The 13,397-nt window shown below is 56.0% G+C and carries 15 protein-coding genes and 1 pseudogene; 3 read left to right on the top strand and 13 right to left on the bottom strand.

What is annotated here, in order from left to right:
- Positions 1-274: 274 nt before the first annotated feature.
- The 6 genes from AM590_RS13430 to AM590_RS13405 form a co-directional block, all read right to left on the bottom strand.
- Positions 275-2,035, bottom strand: a complete 1,761-nt coding sequence (locus AM590_RS13430) for a cbb3-type cytochrome c oxidase subunit I (protein WP_082677733.1) — start codon at positions 2,033-2,035, stop codon at positions 275-277.
- Between the two features lie 175 nt (positions 2,036-2,210).
- Entirely contained in the window at positions 2,211-2,933 is a 723-nt protein-coding gene (ric, locus tag AM590_RS13425; RefSeq protein WP_049917691.1) for an iron-sulfur cluster repair di-iron protein, read from the bottom strand.
- Between the two features lie 90 nt (positions 2,934-3,023).
- Positions 3,024-4,232 (bottom strand): TIGR04347 family pseudo-SAM/SPASM protein, encoded by a 1,209-nt coding sequence (locus tag AM590_RS13420; protein ID WP_049917692.1) that lies wholly within the window; start codon positions 4,230-4,232, stop codon positions 3,024-3,026.
- Positions 4,232-4,558 (bottom strand): Htur_1727 family rSAM-partnered candidate RiPP, encoded by a 327-nt coding sequence (locus AM590_RS13415; RefSeq protein ID WP_253805946.1) that lies wholly within the window; start codon positions 4,556-4,558, stop codon positions 4,232-4,234. Before AM590_RS13415 ends, AM590_RS13420 begins: the two co-directional genes overlap by 1 nt.
- Positions 4,559-4,668: 110 nt before the next feature.
- Entirely contained in the window at positions 4,669-4,995 is a 327-nt protein-coding gene (locus tag AM590_RS13410) for an iron-sulfur cluster biogenesis protein NfuA (RefSeq protein WP_004967739.1), read from the bottom strand.
- Positions 4,996-5,049: 54 nt separating this feature from the next.
- Positions 5,050-5,469 (bottom strand): SRPBCC family protein, encoded by a 420-nt coding sequence (locus tag AM590_RS13405; RefSeq protein ID WP_049917694.1) that lies wholly within the window; start codon positions 5,467-5,469, stop codon positions 5,050-5,052.
- A 157-nt stretch (positions 5,470-5,626) separates the two neighbouring features.
- Here AM590_RS13405 and AM590_RS13400 point away from each other — a divergent pair, with 157 nt between their 5' ends.
- Entirely contained in the window at positions 5,627-6,007 is a 381-nt protein-coding gene (locus tag AM590_RS13400) for a putative zinc-binding protein (RefSeq protein ID WP_004967741.1), read from the top strand.
- Between the two features lie 400 nt (positions 6,008-6,407).
- Here AM590_RS13400 and AM590_RS13395 read toward each other — a convergent pair whose 3' ends face one another.
- The 3 genes and pseudogenes from AM590_RS13395 to AM590_RS20035 form a co-directional block, all read right to left on the bottom strand.
- A complete protein-coding gene (locus AM590_RS13395; RefSeq protein WP_058827911.1) occupies positions 6,408-6,974 on the bottom strand; it encodes a TATA-box-binding protein in 567 nt (188 codons plus the stop codon).
- 385 nt (positions 6,975-7,359) lie between these two features.
- Positions 7,360-7,665, bottom strand: a pseudogene (locus AM590_RS21445) (AbrB/MazE/SpoVT family DNA-binding domain-containing protein).
- Between the two features lie 161 nt (positions 7,666-7,826).
- Positions 7,827-8,765, bottom strand: a complete 939-nt coding sequence (locus AM590_RS20035) for a transcription initiation factor IIB family protein (protein WP_082677742.1) — start codon at positions 8,763-8,765, stop codon at positions 7,827-7,829.
- Positions 8,766-9,147: 382 nt separating this feature from the next.
- Here AM590_RS20035 and AM590_RS13385 point away from each other — a divergent pair, with 382 nt between their 5' ends.
- Positions 9,148-9,333 (top strand): hypothetical protein, encoded by a 186-nt coding sequence (locus AM590_RS13385; RefSeq protein ID WP_049969016.1) that lies wholly within the window; start codon positions 9,148-9,150, stop codon positions 9,331-9,333.
- Between the two features lie 33 nt (positions 9,334-9,366).
- Here AM590_RS13385 and AM590_RS20030 read toward each other — a convergent pair whose 3' ends face one another.
- The 4 genes from AM590_RS20030 to AM590_RS13370 all read right to left on the bottom strand — a co-directional run bounded on the left by AM590_RS20030 (position 9,367) and on the right by AM590_RS13370 (position 11,678).
- Positions 9,367-9,774 carry an SWIM zinc finger family protein gene (locus AM590_RS20030; RefSeq protein ID WP_082677741.1) on the bottom strand — a complete coding sequence of 136 codons (408 nt, stop codon included), beginning with the start codon at positions 9,772-9,774 and terminating at the stop codon, positions 9,367-9,369.
- A 68-nt stretch (positions 9,775-9,842) separates the two neighbouring features.
- Positions 9,843-10,772 (bottom strand): ImmA/IrrE family metallo-endopeptidase, encoded by a 930-nt coding sequence (locus AM590_RS13380; protein ID WP_058827909.1) that lies wholly within the window; start codon positions 10,770-10,772, stop codon positions 9,843-9,845.
- 73 nt (positions 10,773-10,845) lie between these two features.
- The gene (locus tag AM590_RS13375) at positions 10,846-11,184 is read right to left on the bottom strand and encodes a hypothetical protein (RefSeq protein WP_058827908.1); all 339 of its coding nucleotides are present in this window, start codon (positions 11,182-11,184) and stop codon (positions 10,846-10,848) included.
- A gap of 98 nt (positions 11,185-11,282) precedes the next feature.
- Entirely contained in the window at positions 11,283-11,678 is a 396-nt protein-coding gene (locus AM590_RS13370; protein WP_058827907.1) for a hypothetical protein, read from the bottom strand.
- Positions 11,679-12,091: 413 nt separating this feature from the next.
- Between AM590_RS13370 and AM590_RS13365 the strand changes: the two genes are divergently transcribed.
- The gene (locus AM590_RS13365; RefSeq protein ID WP_058827906.1) at positions 12,092-13,282 is read left to right on the top strand and encodes an orc1/cdc6 family replication initiation protein; all 1,191 of its coding nucleotides are present in this window, start codon (positions 12,092-12,094) and stop codon (positions 13,280-13,282) included.
- The last annotated feature ends 115 nt before the right edge of the window (positions 13,283-13,397 follow it).

Below are 13,397 nucleotides of genomic sequence, written 5' to 3'. Positions count from 1 at the left end.
GACATTCACTCCGGTATTACAGACCCAGAATCGAAATTCGGTGTCCGGTATTTTTCGACGACGAGCAGTACCGACGCGTGTTGGGATACACAACGTGCCGAGATCTGCCATCGGAGTCACTGACAGTGGTACTTTTCTCAGTCTATCAGTCGAACCCGTAGGCGTGCGTTTGAACAGTGGGATGTTGAACGTGGATGGTGAGTATTCATCCACTGCCTTGGGCAGTTAGAACGAGAGTCCGCACTGAATGCCACGCCCTTCAGGGCGTGGTAGCTTACTCTTCGCCTTTTAGAGTATCTTCCTCGCTCCCCCCGTCTAGGAGTACCGTCTCACGTTTCCGTTCGAGCCATTTCCATTCGTTCGTAACCATTCCGTAATCGTCGAGATTCCACGGGTCACCGTCTTCAATGTCCGGACCCTCTAGCCACGACGTGACGATGTTCCACACGAAAATTAACTGACCGATGGCCAAGATGTACACACCGAGTGTAGCGATTTGATGGAGGTCCGTGAAGTACGACACGGGACCAACGGTGAGGTCGTAACTACCGTATCGACGAGGCATACCACCGTAGCCGAGGAAGATCATCGGGAAGAACGTGAGGTTCGTCCCGACCATCGTGAGCCAGAAGTGCCACTTGCCGAGTGTCTGCTGGTACCATTTTTCGGTGAAAAGCGGGAACCAGTAGTAGACTGCTGCGAAGATAGCAAATGCAATACCTCCCATGATGACGTAGTGGAAGTGAGCGATGACGTGGTACGTATCGTGGAGTACGAGGTCGACAGGGATAGACGCCTCGAACACGCCTGTCACGCCTCCGATGATGAAGTTGGCGATGAAGCCAACACAAAAGAGCATCGGCGTCTTTAATCTGAGACTCCCGTTCCACATCGTCGTAATCCAATTAAACGTCTTGACCGCGCTCGGAATCGCGATTGCGATAGACACGGCCATGAAAGACGCCCGTAGTCGCGGGTCGATACCCGTCGCGAACATATGGTGTGCCCACACGCCGAAACTCAACACGCCCAACGCGAGCGTGGAGTAGACGACGAACTTGAACCCGAAGAGGCGGCGGCCCGAAAAGCGCGGAAGGATATAGCTTATGAGGCCCATCGGTGGGAGGACGAGAATGTATACTTCGGGATGACCAAAGAACCAAAAGAGGTGTTGCCAGAGAATCGAGCCGCCGGCCTCAACGCTGAAGAAAGACGTCCCGAAGTTCCGGTCCAAGAGCAACATCACGAGTGCACTCCCGAGGAGCGGAAACGCGAAGATGATCTGTCCGGACTGGACCAGTACCGTCCACGAGAAGATGTCTAAACTCGCCCAGGTGACCTTCTCGTCGCGTTCTGCGAATATCGTCGCGACGAAATTAATGGCACCCATCGTCGCACTGACTCCAGTTAGGTGTAGTCCGAGAATCATGAGATCGACGCCGGGGTTCGTCTGCTGAACTGAAAGCGGCGTGTAGAGCGTCCACGCGGTCTGAGCCCCTTGAATTCCGACGTTCAATGGCTCGAGTATTAATCCACCCCAGATGAGTAACGCCCCCGGTGGTAACAGCCAGAACGCGATCGCGTTGACGCGCGGGAACGCCATATCGTCGGCTCCAATCAAAAGCGGAATCAAGTAGTTCGAGAAGGAGGCCAGCATCGGGGTCCCGAACAGAAAGAGCATCGTAATCCCGTGTGTCGTCATCAGTGCGTTGTAGAAGCCGAGTCCGAGGAAGTCCGCTGACGGAGTCAACAGTTCTGTACGCATTAAAACGACGGCGATACCACCCCACGCGAACGAAAAGAGAGCGAATACCCCGTACATGAGACCGATGTCTTTGTGGTCGACGGTCGTCAACCAGCGAATGAGTCCGCTCGGTTTCTCCACCCGCTCGGCTGGTTGTACACCTGTCGATGTCCCACCGGCTGACACCGAGTAAGACTGCCGCCTCTTGACGTGCGAGACCCACCAGACGACCCCCGCCAAAAGTAGGGCCATTACACCTGTAAGCACGAGTTGGCCAGTTTCGACTTCCATACTACCCGGCCAGTTTTTCAGACGGAGAGATAGTGATTATCGGGAACATGTTCGAATAGAGAAATGGACACCTCGGTAGTTGCTGCCGTTCGTGACCACTCACCGGAGTGGGCGAACTAATGGGAATACTTCTTTGACACTGTGGAGCGAGAGAAAGTCGAACTGAGTTGAGTATCTATAGTTCAACACCGGTTTTCGCTACCAGCGACTCGATAGCGGGAAACAGGACGTTGTTCTCTTTGTGGACGTGCAGGTGAGTCTCACGTTCCAACGATTCGAGGCGGTCGAGCATACTCCGGTAACTTGCACAGGCGCTAGACGGAACAGCATACCCGTCGGTCAACTCGGCAATACGGTCAAGGCGGTCGGCAGTCTCCTGGTGGTCGTCTTCGAACCCCTCGATTTCGTTCTCGATGGTTTCGGTTTCGATATCCGAAAGCGGCATCCCTCGTTCGAGTTTTCGGACGATAGGGAAGAGTTCGTCCTCTTCTTCTGAGATGTGTGTCTGCATCTCGTCAGCAAGTTCGACGAACTCAGATTCGGCCTCCTGAAGTTCTGGATGGTCGTCGCTGTGAACCTCTGTAACCTTGTGGACGAGTGCCTCGAGAGCGGGGAGCTCGTCCCGTAATCGGTCGTGGTGAGCCGTGACGATGTGGTCTGTGAGCTCCGACATCGAATTCCATCCGTCAGATTCGTCTTTTGTTTCGGTCTGTTCCGATTCGAGTCTGTCGAGAACGTCATCGACGTCGATACCTGCTTCTTCACAGGCCGATTCGAGTGGGATATCACCTCCACAACAGTAATCAATTCCGACCTCTTCAAACACGTGTGCGAACGCGAGTGTCTCTTCGACCAACGAACTTACCTGACGGTTGGGGGAGATTTTTGATTTCGTCATCGTGATTACCGACCCTATGTCTCGATATCATCGTACGAACTAGGTAGACGTTCGCCCGAACAAATTCGGCCGGGAGATGCGTGACCGAACTCAGTCTCCGCTCGCTTCGAACGAGGGAGCGATACCGATCTCGTCGTCGTGAAGGTAGCACTGCGGATCGGGTGCGAACGGGTCGTCGTGAGCAGAAAGTGCTCGAAGACGTGAACCCCCGCGACAGATGTCTCGGTAGCAACACTCCGCGCAGCGACCCGTCAGGTAGTCATCTCGTGCACGAACTCTGTCGAGAAGTGGGTTGGTCTGGTCGTCCCAGATGTCGCCGAACGACCGGTCCCGGACGTTCCCGAGACTGTATCCCTGCCAAAATTGTGTCATGTGAACGTTCCCTTGATAATCTACGTCAGCAATTCGTTCACCAGTCGGGTCGCCGCCGTTCTGTTCGAGGTAGTCGTACACGCGTTTCGCCGCGTCCCGTCCTTCGTGTTCACGGGCGTACTCGACGAGGAACCCCGCGTCGGCGTAGTTCCCGACGAGAAGTGTCTCGATATCGTGACCTCGGTCGTGGTACTCACGAGTCATATCGCAGAGTCGTCGTACCGCCTTTCGTTTCTCCCCCGGCGTGAGGTCGACGTTCGAGATGTCGGCCCCGCGGCCGCCGTAGTCGAGGTGATAGAAACAAAACCGGTTGACTCCCTCTTCGTAGAGGAGGTCGACGACGTCTCTGAGGTCCGGTGCGTTTCGCTCGGTGATCGTATACCGCAACCCGGTCTTGACATCCGCATCGAGGAAGGCCCTGATTCCACGGAGGGCAGCGTCGAACGCGCCGTCTTTCCCCCGGAAGTCGTCGTTCCGTCCCCGCAGACCGTCGACCGAAATTCCTGCGTACTGGAGGCCTGCATCACGAAGTTCTCGCGCTTTCTCGGGCGTGACGAGCGTTCCGTTCGTCGAGAGAACTGGCCGAATCCCGCTCTCGGCCGCGTACTCGACCAACTCCGTGAGGTCGTCGCGGACGAGGGGTTCACCGCCGGAGAACAAGACGACTGGAATCCCGTACGACGCGAGGTCGTCCAACAGTCGCTTTCCTTCGCTCGTACTGAGCTCGCCGTCGGCAGTTTCCGTGTCGGCCGCTGCGTAGCAGTGTGCACAGTAGAGGTTACACTGCTTCGTGAGGTTCCAGACGACGACCGGACGACGCTGCTTTTCTTCAGTTATTTGTGGTTTGGAGGTCTCGGATGCTGCGTCGTATCGGAGACCATCGCCTTCGGCACCGACGTCACAGAGAAGTTTACTAATCGATATCATCACTCAAAAGAGCGGTCTTCCCCACCGGTTTCGATACGGACGGGTTCGGCGTCGTCGTCAAGGTCGTGCGTCGAGAACCGCGCAACACCGTCTGCGGGACAGAGCCAGATGTCGACGGCGTACCACACGAACAGTTTCGTGGCCTGTTCGTAGGCGATTTCGAGAGATGGCGCGGTGATACCCCCCGCGTGTCGAAGCGGAGAGTCGTCCTCATCACGAACGAACACCTCCCACTCTGTCTCGACAGCATCACGTGGCTTGTCGCCGACGCGAAAACGCTGTGGCTTTTCTACCATATCTACGCCTGCGGGATAGACGATGAACACGATTCCCCCGATGATGTTCGGTGAATCAGTTGGCGAAACGCACGTTGGCCACAGTTCGCTTCAAAGAGACTCTTAGTTCGGACGCCAGAAACCGCGGTCGAGTCTGTGAGTCAGAGGACCTTGATGTGAACTCGCTCGATACGGTCGATGTCCATCGGAAGGTTGCGTTGGATCGCTTGCGACGTCATCGGGGATATTCCGCACCCCCCACACGCTCCCGACAGTTGTATCCACACCTCGCCGGTGTCCGGATCGATGTCTCGTATCGCCGCGTTCCCCCCGTGCATCGCAATCTGTGGGAAGTTCTTTCGAAGGAAGGTCACGACTTCATCGGCGAGGGACTCGTCGTCGGACTCGACACCGTCTCGGGTATCGAGCGTTTCTGCACACATACCGACTAAAACGCCGCAGGGGGTGGTGGAGGTTTGGCCGAACATATTCTGTCAGTCGCTCGGCGACCAAATCACCCGGCCACTGGTTTCGATATCAGGTCAGGAGTGGTCAGTTGCCTCTTCGAGGTGATCGAACTGCGCTTCTAGTTCCTTCCTTCGTTGTCGAGAAATCACAGTCGAGTCGAGGAACTCACCGATAAGAGCGACATCAAGTGCGAACTCGGTCGTCGCTGTTACCTCTACACCCTCGGGGACAGGTTCGAGTCGATAACTCGTTCGCATCTCTTCGAAGATTCCCTTTCGCTGTTCGTAGGCCAACTCGGGATCCGCGTCGTCTACGACTTTCAAGTGGAGTGTGATTTCGGCGGGCCCGACCTTGTTCGACACCCGAATATCTCGGTCGTCGACGTCGACCGAGTCGAATCCCGATGCCCGTATGAACGGGACGAGGTCGTGCATCGCTCGACTGACCGCTTCGGGTGATGCGGCTATCGTTCGGCTGACGGTGACTGTCTGCATACGTTCCTCATGGATGAGTAGACTAATACCTTCGACGATACCAGAGCCAGACTGACCTGCCCGATGTCTGCTTTAGACGACAGTACACTATACGATTCGCCGGGGCGAACGGCGTTCGGGAGAACGCTTTTAGAGGGAGTCCCGAAACGTCGTGGTGATGTCCGAAGAGTACGACAATCTGCCGTTAGTCTATTCGTGTTCTGGGTGTTCAAGCGCGGCACAGATGGCGAACGACCTCGCCGTCAGACTCGACCGTGAACGACTCGCAGAGATGTCCTGTATCGCCGGAGTGGGCGGTGACGTCGCCCCACTCGTGAATACTGCGACGTCAGGGCGGCCGATGCTGGTGATCGATGGATGCCCGCTTGAGTGTGCACGAGAAAGTCTTGGGCACCACGACGTCACGCCAGACCGGCACGTCAACCTCGCTAAAGAGGGAGTTCCAAAAGAATATCACGTCGATTACGACAACGAGCAGGCAGACAAGATGTTCGAGGTGCTCGTTGAGTCAGTCGAAGAGATGAACGCGACGATATGACCGGAGTTACGTCGGGTGGTTACCCGTAAGCATCCAATAGAAACTCTGCAGTAACTTTCCGAGGAGATATCCGACAAGAACTCCGAGGATCGCACCTTCAGTTCCCCGGAGCACAAACCCAACGGTACCACAAAGAACTGAGAACCCGAGGTGGGTGACGGTAGATGATACTGTTTGCACAAGTACTCTCTCGAAATGCGTGATAGAATATATTGGTCCGAACCAGTTCGTGTAGGGTAAACGACGCGGGGCTCTGCTTAAGAAGAATAAACAATGGATACATCACACGGTGGTGGCTGGGACAATCGAAGTCATGTGCAACCGTGATCTGCTTGAACTCATGCAATATCACTCCTTGGACCGAATACGGGGATTCAGTCGAGACTACAGAATCCGATGCTCAGCCGAGTAGCCCAAGCGAGTCAATCTCGTCGCTCACGACCTGAATTGCCTCACGTGCAAACTCCACTTTCTTCGCACCCGTGATGACTATCTTCCCCGATCCAAACAGCAAGACCACTACGTTCGGCTCGTCGATCCGATAGACAAGGCCAGGGAATTGCTCGGGTTCATACTCGACGTTTTCGAGCCCGAGACCAATCGCAAGTGCGTTCAGATTGAGAGTTGTTCCGAGGTCTGCACTCGAGACGATGTTCTGCACAGTCGCCTCTTCCCGGTTATCGATTGGAATTCCAAGGCTACCGAGTTCTTCGAATACCTGATCTAATGCACGGTTGACCCCGTCGACGCTACTCGCACCAGTGCACACGATTTTTCCAGACCGGAAAATCAGATTCGCTGCTTTTGGCTCCTGTGTTCGATACACGAGTCCCGGGAAATTATCCGAATTGAACTCCGCTCCGGTGACGTCGTTCGAGAGCGATTCCAAATCCAATTCCTGACCGATGGCGCTTGATGCAACCACGTTTTGAATCTCGAGAGACTCAAGGCGTGTTTCGTGAGACATTATGTTTATATTCTAAATGCTACTACTTAAACAACTGTGTGAATTAAGATTTTCTCAGAGGACAGCCAAACGTAGCAAAAAATACATACTGAATCCTGCTGAGGTCTTCTGTAGCAGACAGTCTTTTCTCTGGTTGGTAGCCTGTTTGAGAGATGAACCACAACATCAAACACGATTGCGGATGAAGTGTGTCCTGCAGGCCCGTCATGTTCCACAGGACGTGACCTGCCTGTCATGGATGTGTAATCGCGTACCGAGCCACCCGCATCCACCCCTTGATAACTCCCTCGTGGGCACCGCGCCCACCGCGTTTGGTGCCCCGATACCCGTGTTATTGGATTGTTGCGAGTCACGGTTCGCGGACTGTGTTAGTAGAGATTTCCCGCTAGGAGAACAGTTGACTTAGGCAACAGGTGATTAGTTCGGAGAGTACGGGTCCGTAGCATCTACCGACAGCCCACCTGTTGTGGTCTTCGGTTCCCGCTATTGCTTTGTCGCCGTCATACCCATCGAAATCTGCAACCGTTCCACTTCGTTGTTGGGCAACTCAGACTCGGATACACCCGTCTTCTTCGAGGTGCCAGCAGAGCTGGTCTCCATCGTTGATTCCCAGTTCTCGGCGAATCCGAGCTGGAATCATCACTAGGTTCCCAGACACCTTGCTCTCAGCGTCTGCTGATTCGCTGCCCATGACCAACCACTAGCACCATTTAGTTCTAGTGTGTCGTCACACTACAGAATAACAATCGAGTTGGTGCTCAACACACCCCATCGTTTCCGGAGAAAACTCGGATACTCAGCCGAGGAGTCCAAGCGACTCGATCTTCGCTCAGATACGCGTGATCTTTGCTCTCAGCGTTGACGTTCCCAATCCTCCCCACACAACGTCTGGTGGTGCGTTCGAATCGTTTTAACTGAGGCATCGCTCACGGCCGCAACACGCGCCTGCGTGAGCGGCCAGTCTCGTTCAGCCGCAGCAGTATACACACACGCTGCAGCGACTGTATGCGGATTCGCGCCCCGATGAGCCCACTCACTACTCGATGCCTCGGCTAACGACCGTGCTCGTCGCCGAATCTGGTCCGTCACATCAAGCGCATCCGCCACCCGTGGAACGAACTCAACCGGTGCAACTGGCTTCGCAGGCAGCCCAAGTTCTGTATTGAGCGCGTTGTACGCTGACCGGACACGTGATTCAGCCACCCGTGCGAGCGGGACAAGTTCAGCGAGCGTTCGCGAGAGTCCTGCACATCGACAGACGGCGTGGACGCTCGCAGCCGCGACTGCTTCAATCGACCGGCCGGGCAACAGATCCGCCTGTTGAGCGGACCGAAAGCATCGACAGGCTTGGTCACGCAGGCTGTCCGGGAGGTCAAGCGCACCGATGAGTCGCCGGACTTCGTCCAAGCCATGCGCGAGCCGACGTTCACGACTCGACTGGTACCGACTCCGACTGTGTTGGGTGCGGAGTCGGGAGAGTTGCTGTCGTCTTTCGCCCGGGATCGCTGTCCCGTTCGCGTCGACATGTCGGCCGATCTCGGTCGCGAGGCCGTGGTCGTGTCGGGTCGGCGTTCGTAGTGCACCCACCCGCTTGCGCTCCTCGCGCTCGAACGACCGCCACTCCGGGCCGCGGTCGATGCCGTGGCCGTCGATGATGAGCCCACAGGAGTCGCACCGTCGCTCACCAGCGTCTGTAATGACCTGCCCAGCACACTCTGGACAGGAGGCGTTCCCACAGGATTTCCCGCACGATTCGTCGAACTGTCGCTCGTAGACATCTCGTGTCGCCATCTCGAACACCGCGCGACGCAATTCGCTGCGCCCCGCACCCGTCAGGGGCTCAAAAACATCGTCGCCGTCTCGAACAGGCTGGCTTCGGCTGGAGGGGCGATTAATGACTGAATCACAACACCAAACATGCTCACAGGTAGATTGCTGTTGCAGGCTCGTCGTGTCACCCAAGACGCGACCTGTTCTGCAACGGGTGCGGAATCGCGTACCAAGCCATCTGCATCCACCCCTTGATAACTCCCTCGTGGGCCTCGTGCCCACCGAGTTTCGTGCACTCGACAGTCGTATCAGTAGGTCTCTGCAGGCCACGGTCCGTGGACTGTGTTAGTAGAAATTTCTCACCAGGCGAACAGTTAACCTGACCAACAAATAATTGTCTTGTATGAGTAGCTCACCATGGACCGCGAACTTTGCGACTGAAAAAAGCGAATGTGCAGCCGACGTCCAACGCCTCCTCAACAAGTATCCACAGCCGGTCGTCTACGAAGTCATGAGTGAACTGCTCCGCCGAGAGATGCGCGAGCAGTTTGCTGGTGCGTACGCTGCGTCCCAGCAGTCTGACGACTGATGGGTGATTGGTGACGTACGAAATCCCACACGATTATTCAGATAGGTTGCGCCGCCCAGCGTCGATGCAGTTCCAACAGGGAAGAGCTTCAGACAGCTGTTCACACTCGCAGGGCAGGTATGTTGTGTCGTCATCGTCGCGTGATGTCGAACCACCATCTGCGACGACACGCATCTGGACCGCAAGTTCGAGTATTCGTGGGCGGATCGCGACTGCAACCCGGTGCTTACACGGGCCGTTACCGCTCGCATCGGCGGGACACGAACACGAATCGGGCACGCCATTCCGAATTCGAACGCGGTACTCGTGTGCGGTCGGGTCGGCATAGCTCTCGTTGCGAACACGGACATCGCCATCAAGGAGTTCGAACGCGAACGCTTCGTACTGCGCCCGCTTGAGGACGCGCGTAGGTGGGTCGAACTCTGGTAGTACAGGAATCATGGTAGCCAGCGCGCAATGCGCGCGCCCCTTCGAGCGCATAGAAAAACTGCTCCGGACGGCAGATGGGGTTAGACCGCGTCGAGTGTCGAGAGAATCTCTTCGGCCGTCCCGCTAATCCGACCCAGTCGCTCTTGCAGCACGTCCGTCTCGTCGCCCTGCCACGCCGCGAAGTAGAACGCTGACCCACTCGTATCCAAGCCAAGGTATCGACCAACGACGTACGCGACGGCCTCTGCTTCGACCTCGCGTTTCGCCCGCTCGGTTGCGTCGGTGATGTCGAAGTGCAGAATCGCGTGGGCGTACTCATGGATAATCGTCGACGCGAGATCCGCGCGGTTCGACCGGTCCTTCACTTCAACGAGTGGGGTGAGGTCTTGGACACTCCGCGACTGGCAGACGCCCTTTGCCTCCCCATGTCGCCACTCATCGGGATCGACAATGCGGACGGTCACGCCGAGGTCTGACGCGATGTTGGTAAGATCGTCGACGAGCGTGTCAGCCTCACCGGTCGCCGCCGTATCCAACTTTGGGAGTGGCTCGCCCTCGGTCTGCGAAATGTCGAAGACTGGAGCGGGCTTGAAGCCCACGAGGCCCTCCGACCACTCTTCGGGTGGCGTCTCGTCGTACTCACACTCGCTGTTTTCGTGATAGCTTGGTGCGTTCCCACACTCGGGGCATTGGGTTGTGATGATCGGCGCCCAAATCCAGATCGCCGACTCACCTTCCTCGACGTACCGGTCAAACTCTTCTTGCCACGTCCGGTAGCCCGCGACCTTCGTCGCCTCAGGGCATTGGAGGGTGATGAGGAGTGTGTTGCGGTGGGAGTAGTCGTGGAACCGACTCTGGACGTCCAGCCACTCCTGGAACTGCTCGCTCGCCCGAGCGTCGTCGACATCGGCAGCGAGATCAGCAAGCCACTGTTCGATCGTGCGATGCATCTCATCGTGTCGCGTGTCGGTCTCGTCGAACGACACCGACGGGGAACTCGTTGTTGCCATTGGTTTCAGTTCTGACGCGTCACTTCAGGACGCGCCGCACCCCTCTGGGGCGCACAAAAACAGGCGGGACGACTTACTGGTCGGTGTCCTCGCGCTCGAGGCTGCGAAGATACTCTCGACACTCGCCGAACAGGCCGCTCGCAGTCGCCTCGCCGGTCGTGAGGTGGCGAACCCACTCAATCGCCCAGCAGTACGCGGGATCGGTCTCACCTGTGCCGTGGATGTACCACCAGCGAGCCGCTTTGAGAACGACTAGTGGGTTCGTCGGTGGTTGCTCGCTCAAGAGAGCCCACGTTATCGACTCAATTTCATCGGGAACGTCGGCTCGGGTGAACTCCGAACGATGCACGAGTTCGAGGTCGACCGGAATCTGGTCGATCGAGACATCTAACTCTGTTTGTTGGTGACTCATGGAAATCACGTCACACGGACTGTGTCTTCAGCCCGCACCCATCACAGGCGCAAAAAATCTCGATGTCGCGCTAGTACCGACGGGTCTCTCGATCGACGCTATGCGAGGTGCGACACCGCCTCCGGTTCGGAGTCGTCAGCGAACTCGTTGCGCTCGACTGGCGTCCAGTCTTCGGTCGTGGTTGGTACCCACCAATCGACGTGGTAGTCACCCGGCGCACCGAGAATCTTAACGCATGCTTCGTCGTCGGGAAGCGGTCGACGAAGTTTCTCGTCAACGTGCAGGTTCCACGTCGTCGTCGCGTCGAACGTGATGATGACGGCCTCATCGTAGCCACGCGACTCAGGCGACTCACGGCACATCACGCTGGTATTGCACTCCGTACAGAACACTCCCTCAAAGGGAATGTGCGTGAACGCCTCGGTGCCACACACCGGACACCACAGAAACTCGAACAGCGCCTCGTCGTGACGGGACACGCGCTCAAGACTCATCAGATACTCACCACCTTAGGGAGTATCGTGGGCGAGTGGTGGGGAAAACGAGACAACTCAGCTGCCAGCGTTGGAATCAACATCTGTTACTGCGCCTCCGCCCCTTCGGGCGGCACAAAAACAACGCCGTAGTGTAGACCTGCTGAACGCTCAATAGTGCTGAATGAGACACATCAGAGGGGTTGCGAGCTCGTGAATACAATCGTGGAAGTGGGAGAGTGAGAGTACGTTTCGTCTGTCTGCCACACTACGCTGGAAGGTACAAGAGGACGATAGAGAGAGTACATTTCGTCTGTCTTCCTCTAGTGACTGAGGAGTAGTACTCCGATTTTAGCCCGCTCCGACACTCTATGAGAAGACAGACGAGACAAACGAAACAAGGTTTTATTACGTAAACACTCACACAATATGTTATGTCGGGCCCATTTAGTGACCTTGAGGACACCATTTTCTCCGATAAGAGTGTCCTCACCGAAGATTATCAACCAGAAGAAATTCTCGAACGAGACGAAGAGATCGAAGAATACCGATACGCCTTGCAGGATGTCCTATTCGGGAGGGCTCCCGAGAACATCATGCTCTACGGGAAAGCCGGCCTCGGAAAAACGGCTGTTACGACGTACATGATGAACGCTCTCAAAGCGGAAGCAGAGGAGCGAGAACAAGCAGACGACCTCTACATTCACGAGTTAAATTGCAACGGCAAGACGTTGTTCGTAGTCGTTAGGCAGCTTGTGAATAGTTTGCTCCCAGAAAACGCGAGTGAGTTTCCAAAGCGTGGTCTCGGGACTAGCGACGCGTTCGAAGAACTCTACCGGCAACTCGACCGAGTCGGTGGGACGCACTTCTTGGTGTTCGATGAGATTGATCACCTCGACGATGTGAACACACTCCTCTATGAGCTCCCACGGGCCTCATCCAACGGGCATATCACGAACTCTCAGGTTGGTGTTATCGGGATTAGCAACAACTACACGTTTAGACAGTCACTTTCGTCGAAGGTCAAAGACACGCTGATGGAAAACGAGATCTCGTTCAGCCCATACAATGCGGACGAACTGCAAACGATTCTCCGTGACCGCGCTGACCGAGCGTTCGTTGACGGCGCGTGTGATCGATCTGCTATCGCCATGGCGTCTGCAATCTCTGCAAAGGATATGGGAAATGCGCGACAGGCGATTGACCTTCTCCGAGTCGGTGCAAAGGTCGCCGAAAAAAATGAAGACGAGAAAGTAGAAGACAACCACATAGAGAGCGCGAAAGAACTCGTTCAACGTGGGCGGTTGAGTAACCGAGTCCGTGATCAGACGGACCATGCACAGTATATTCTTGAAACAATTGCACATCTCGAACAGAAGAAAAAGACTCCCGCCCGCTCGAAGGAGATTAAAACGTACTACGAGCAAGTCACGAAAGAGTGGGGTTCAGAACCTCTTACGACGCTAAAGAGTATTCAAGATCACCTCTCTGACCTTCATATGCTTGGCTTCTTGCAGCGGTCTGAACAGAATGATGGTGAGAGAGGTGGCCGCCGCTATGAGTATGAGCTTGACCTCGACCCACAGATAATCATCGACGCCCGCAAAGAGGTTGAATCTGAGTGAGACGTCGCATGCGGTGAGACAGACGAAATGTACTCTCACTCCCCGTCGCGCCGTAGCCGACGCCCCACCGAATACAGTCCATTCGTCAGTCACCACACCGCTGGACAGCGACGTG

This window comes from Haloferax sp. Q22 (genome assembly GCF_001482285.1).
In the GTDB taxonomy this organism is placed as follows: Archaea; Halobacteriota; Halobacteria; order Halobacteriales; family Haloferacaceae; genus Haloferax.
This window is presented reverse-complemented; position numbering and strand designations above follow the sequence as displayed.

What these genes read in the sequence shown, in the direction of transcription:
- AM590_RS13430 (WP_082677733.1), bottom strand. Translation starts at nt 2,035, where the DNA reads ATGGAAGTCGAAACTGGCCAACTCGTGCTTACAGGTGTAATGGCCCTA.
- ric (WP_049917691.1), bottom strand. Translation starts at nt 2,933, where the DNA reads ATGACGAAATCAAAAATCTCCCCCAACCGTCAGGTAAGTTCGTTGGTC.
- AM590_RS13420 (WP_049917692.1), bottom strand. Translation starts at nt 4,232, where the DNA reads ATGATATCGATTAGTAAACTTCTCTGTGACGTCGGTGCCGAAGGCGAT.
- AM590_RS13410 (WP_004967739.1), bottom strand. Translation starts at nt 4,995, where the DNA reads ATGTTCGGCCAAACCTCCACCACCCCCTGCGGCGTTTTAGTCGGTATG.
- AM590_RS13405 (WP_049917694.1), bottom strand. Translation starts at nt 5,469, where the DNA reads ATGCAGACAGTCACCGTCAGCCGAACGATAGCCGCATCACCCGAAGCG.
- AM590_RS13400 (WP_004967741.1), top strand. Translation starts at nt 5,627, where the DNA reads ATGTCCGAAGAGTACGACAATCTGCCGTTAGTCTATTCGTGTTCTGGG.
- AM590_RS13395 (WP_058827911.1), bottom strand. Translation starts at nt 6,974, where the DNA reads ATGTCTCACGAAACACGCCTTGAGTCTCTCGAGATTCAAAACGTGGTT.
- AM590_RS20035 (WP_082677742.1), bottom strand. Translation starts at nt 8,765, where the DNA reads ATGGCGACACGAGATGTCTACGAGCGACAGTTCGACGAATCGTGCGGG.
- AM590_RS13385 (WP_049969016.1), top strand. Translation starts at nt 9,148, where the DNA reads ATGAGTAGCTCACCATGGACCGCGAACTTTGCGACTGAAAAAAGCGAA.
- AM590_RS20030 (WP_082677741.1), bottom strand. Translation starts at nt 9,774, where the DNA reads ATGATTCCTGTACTACCAGAGTTCGACCCACCTACGCGCGTCCTCAAG.
- AM590_RS13380 (WP_058827909.1), bottom strand. Translation starts at nt 10,772, where the DNA reads ATGGCAACAACGAGTTCCCCGTCGGTGTCGTTCGACGAGACCGACACG.
- AM590_RS13375 (WP_058827908.1), bottom strand. Translation starts at nt 11,184, where the DNA reads ATGAGTCACCAACAAACAGAGTTAGATGTCTCGATCGACCAGATTCCG.
- AM590_RS13370 (WP_058827907.1), bottom strand. Translation starts at nt 11,678, where the DNA reads ATGAGTCTTGAGCGCGTGTCCCGTCACGACGAGGCGCTGTTCGAGTTT.
- AM590_RS13365 (WP_058827906.1), top strand. Translation starts at nt 12,092, where the DNA reads ATGTCGGGCCCATTTAGTGACCTTGAGGACACCATTTTCTCCGATAAG.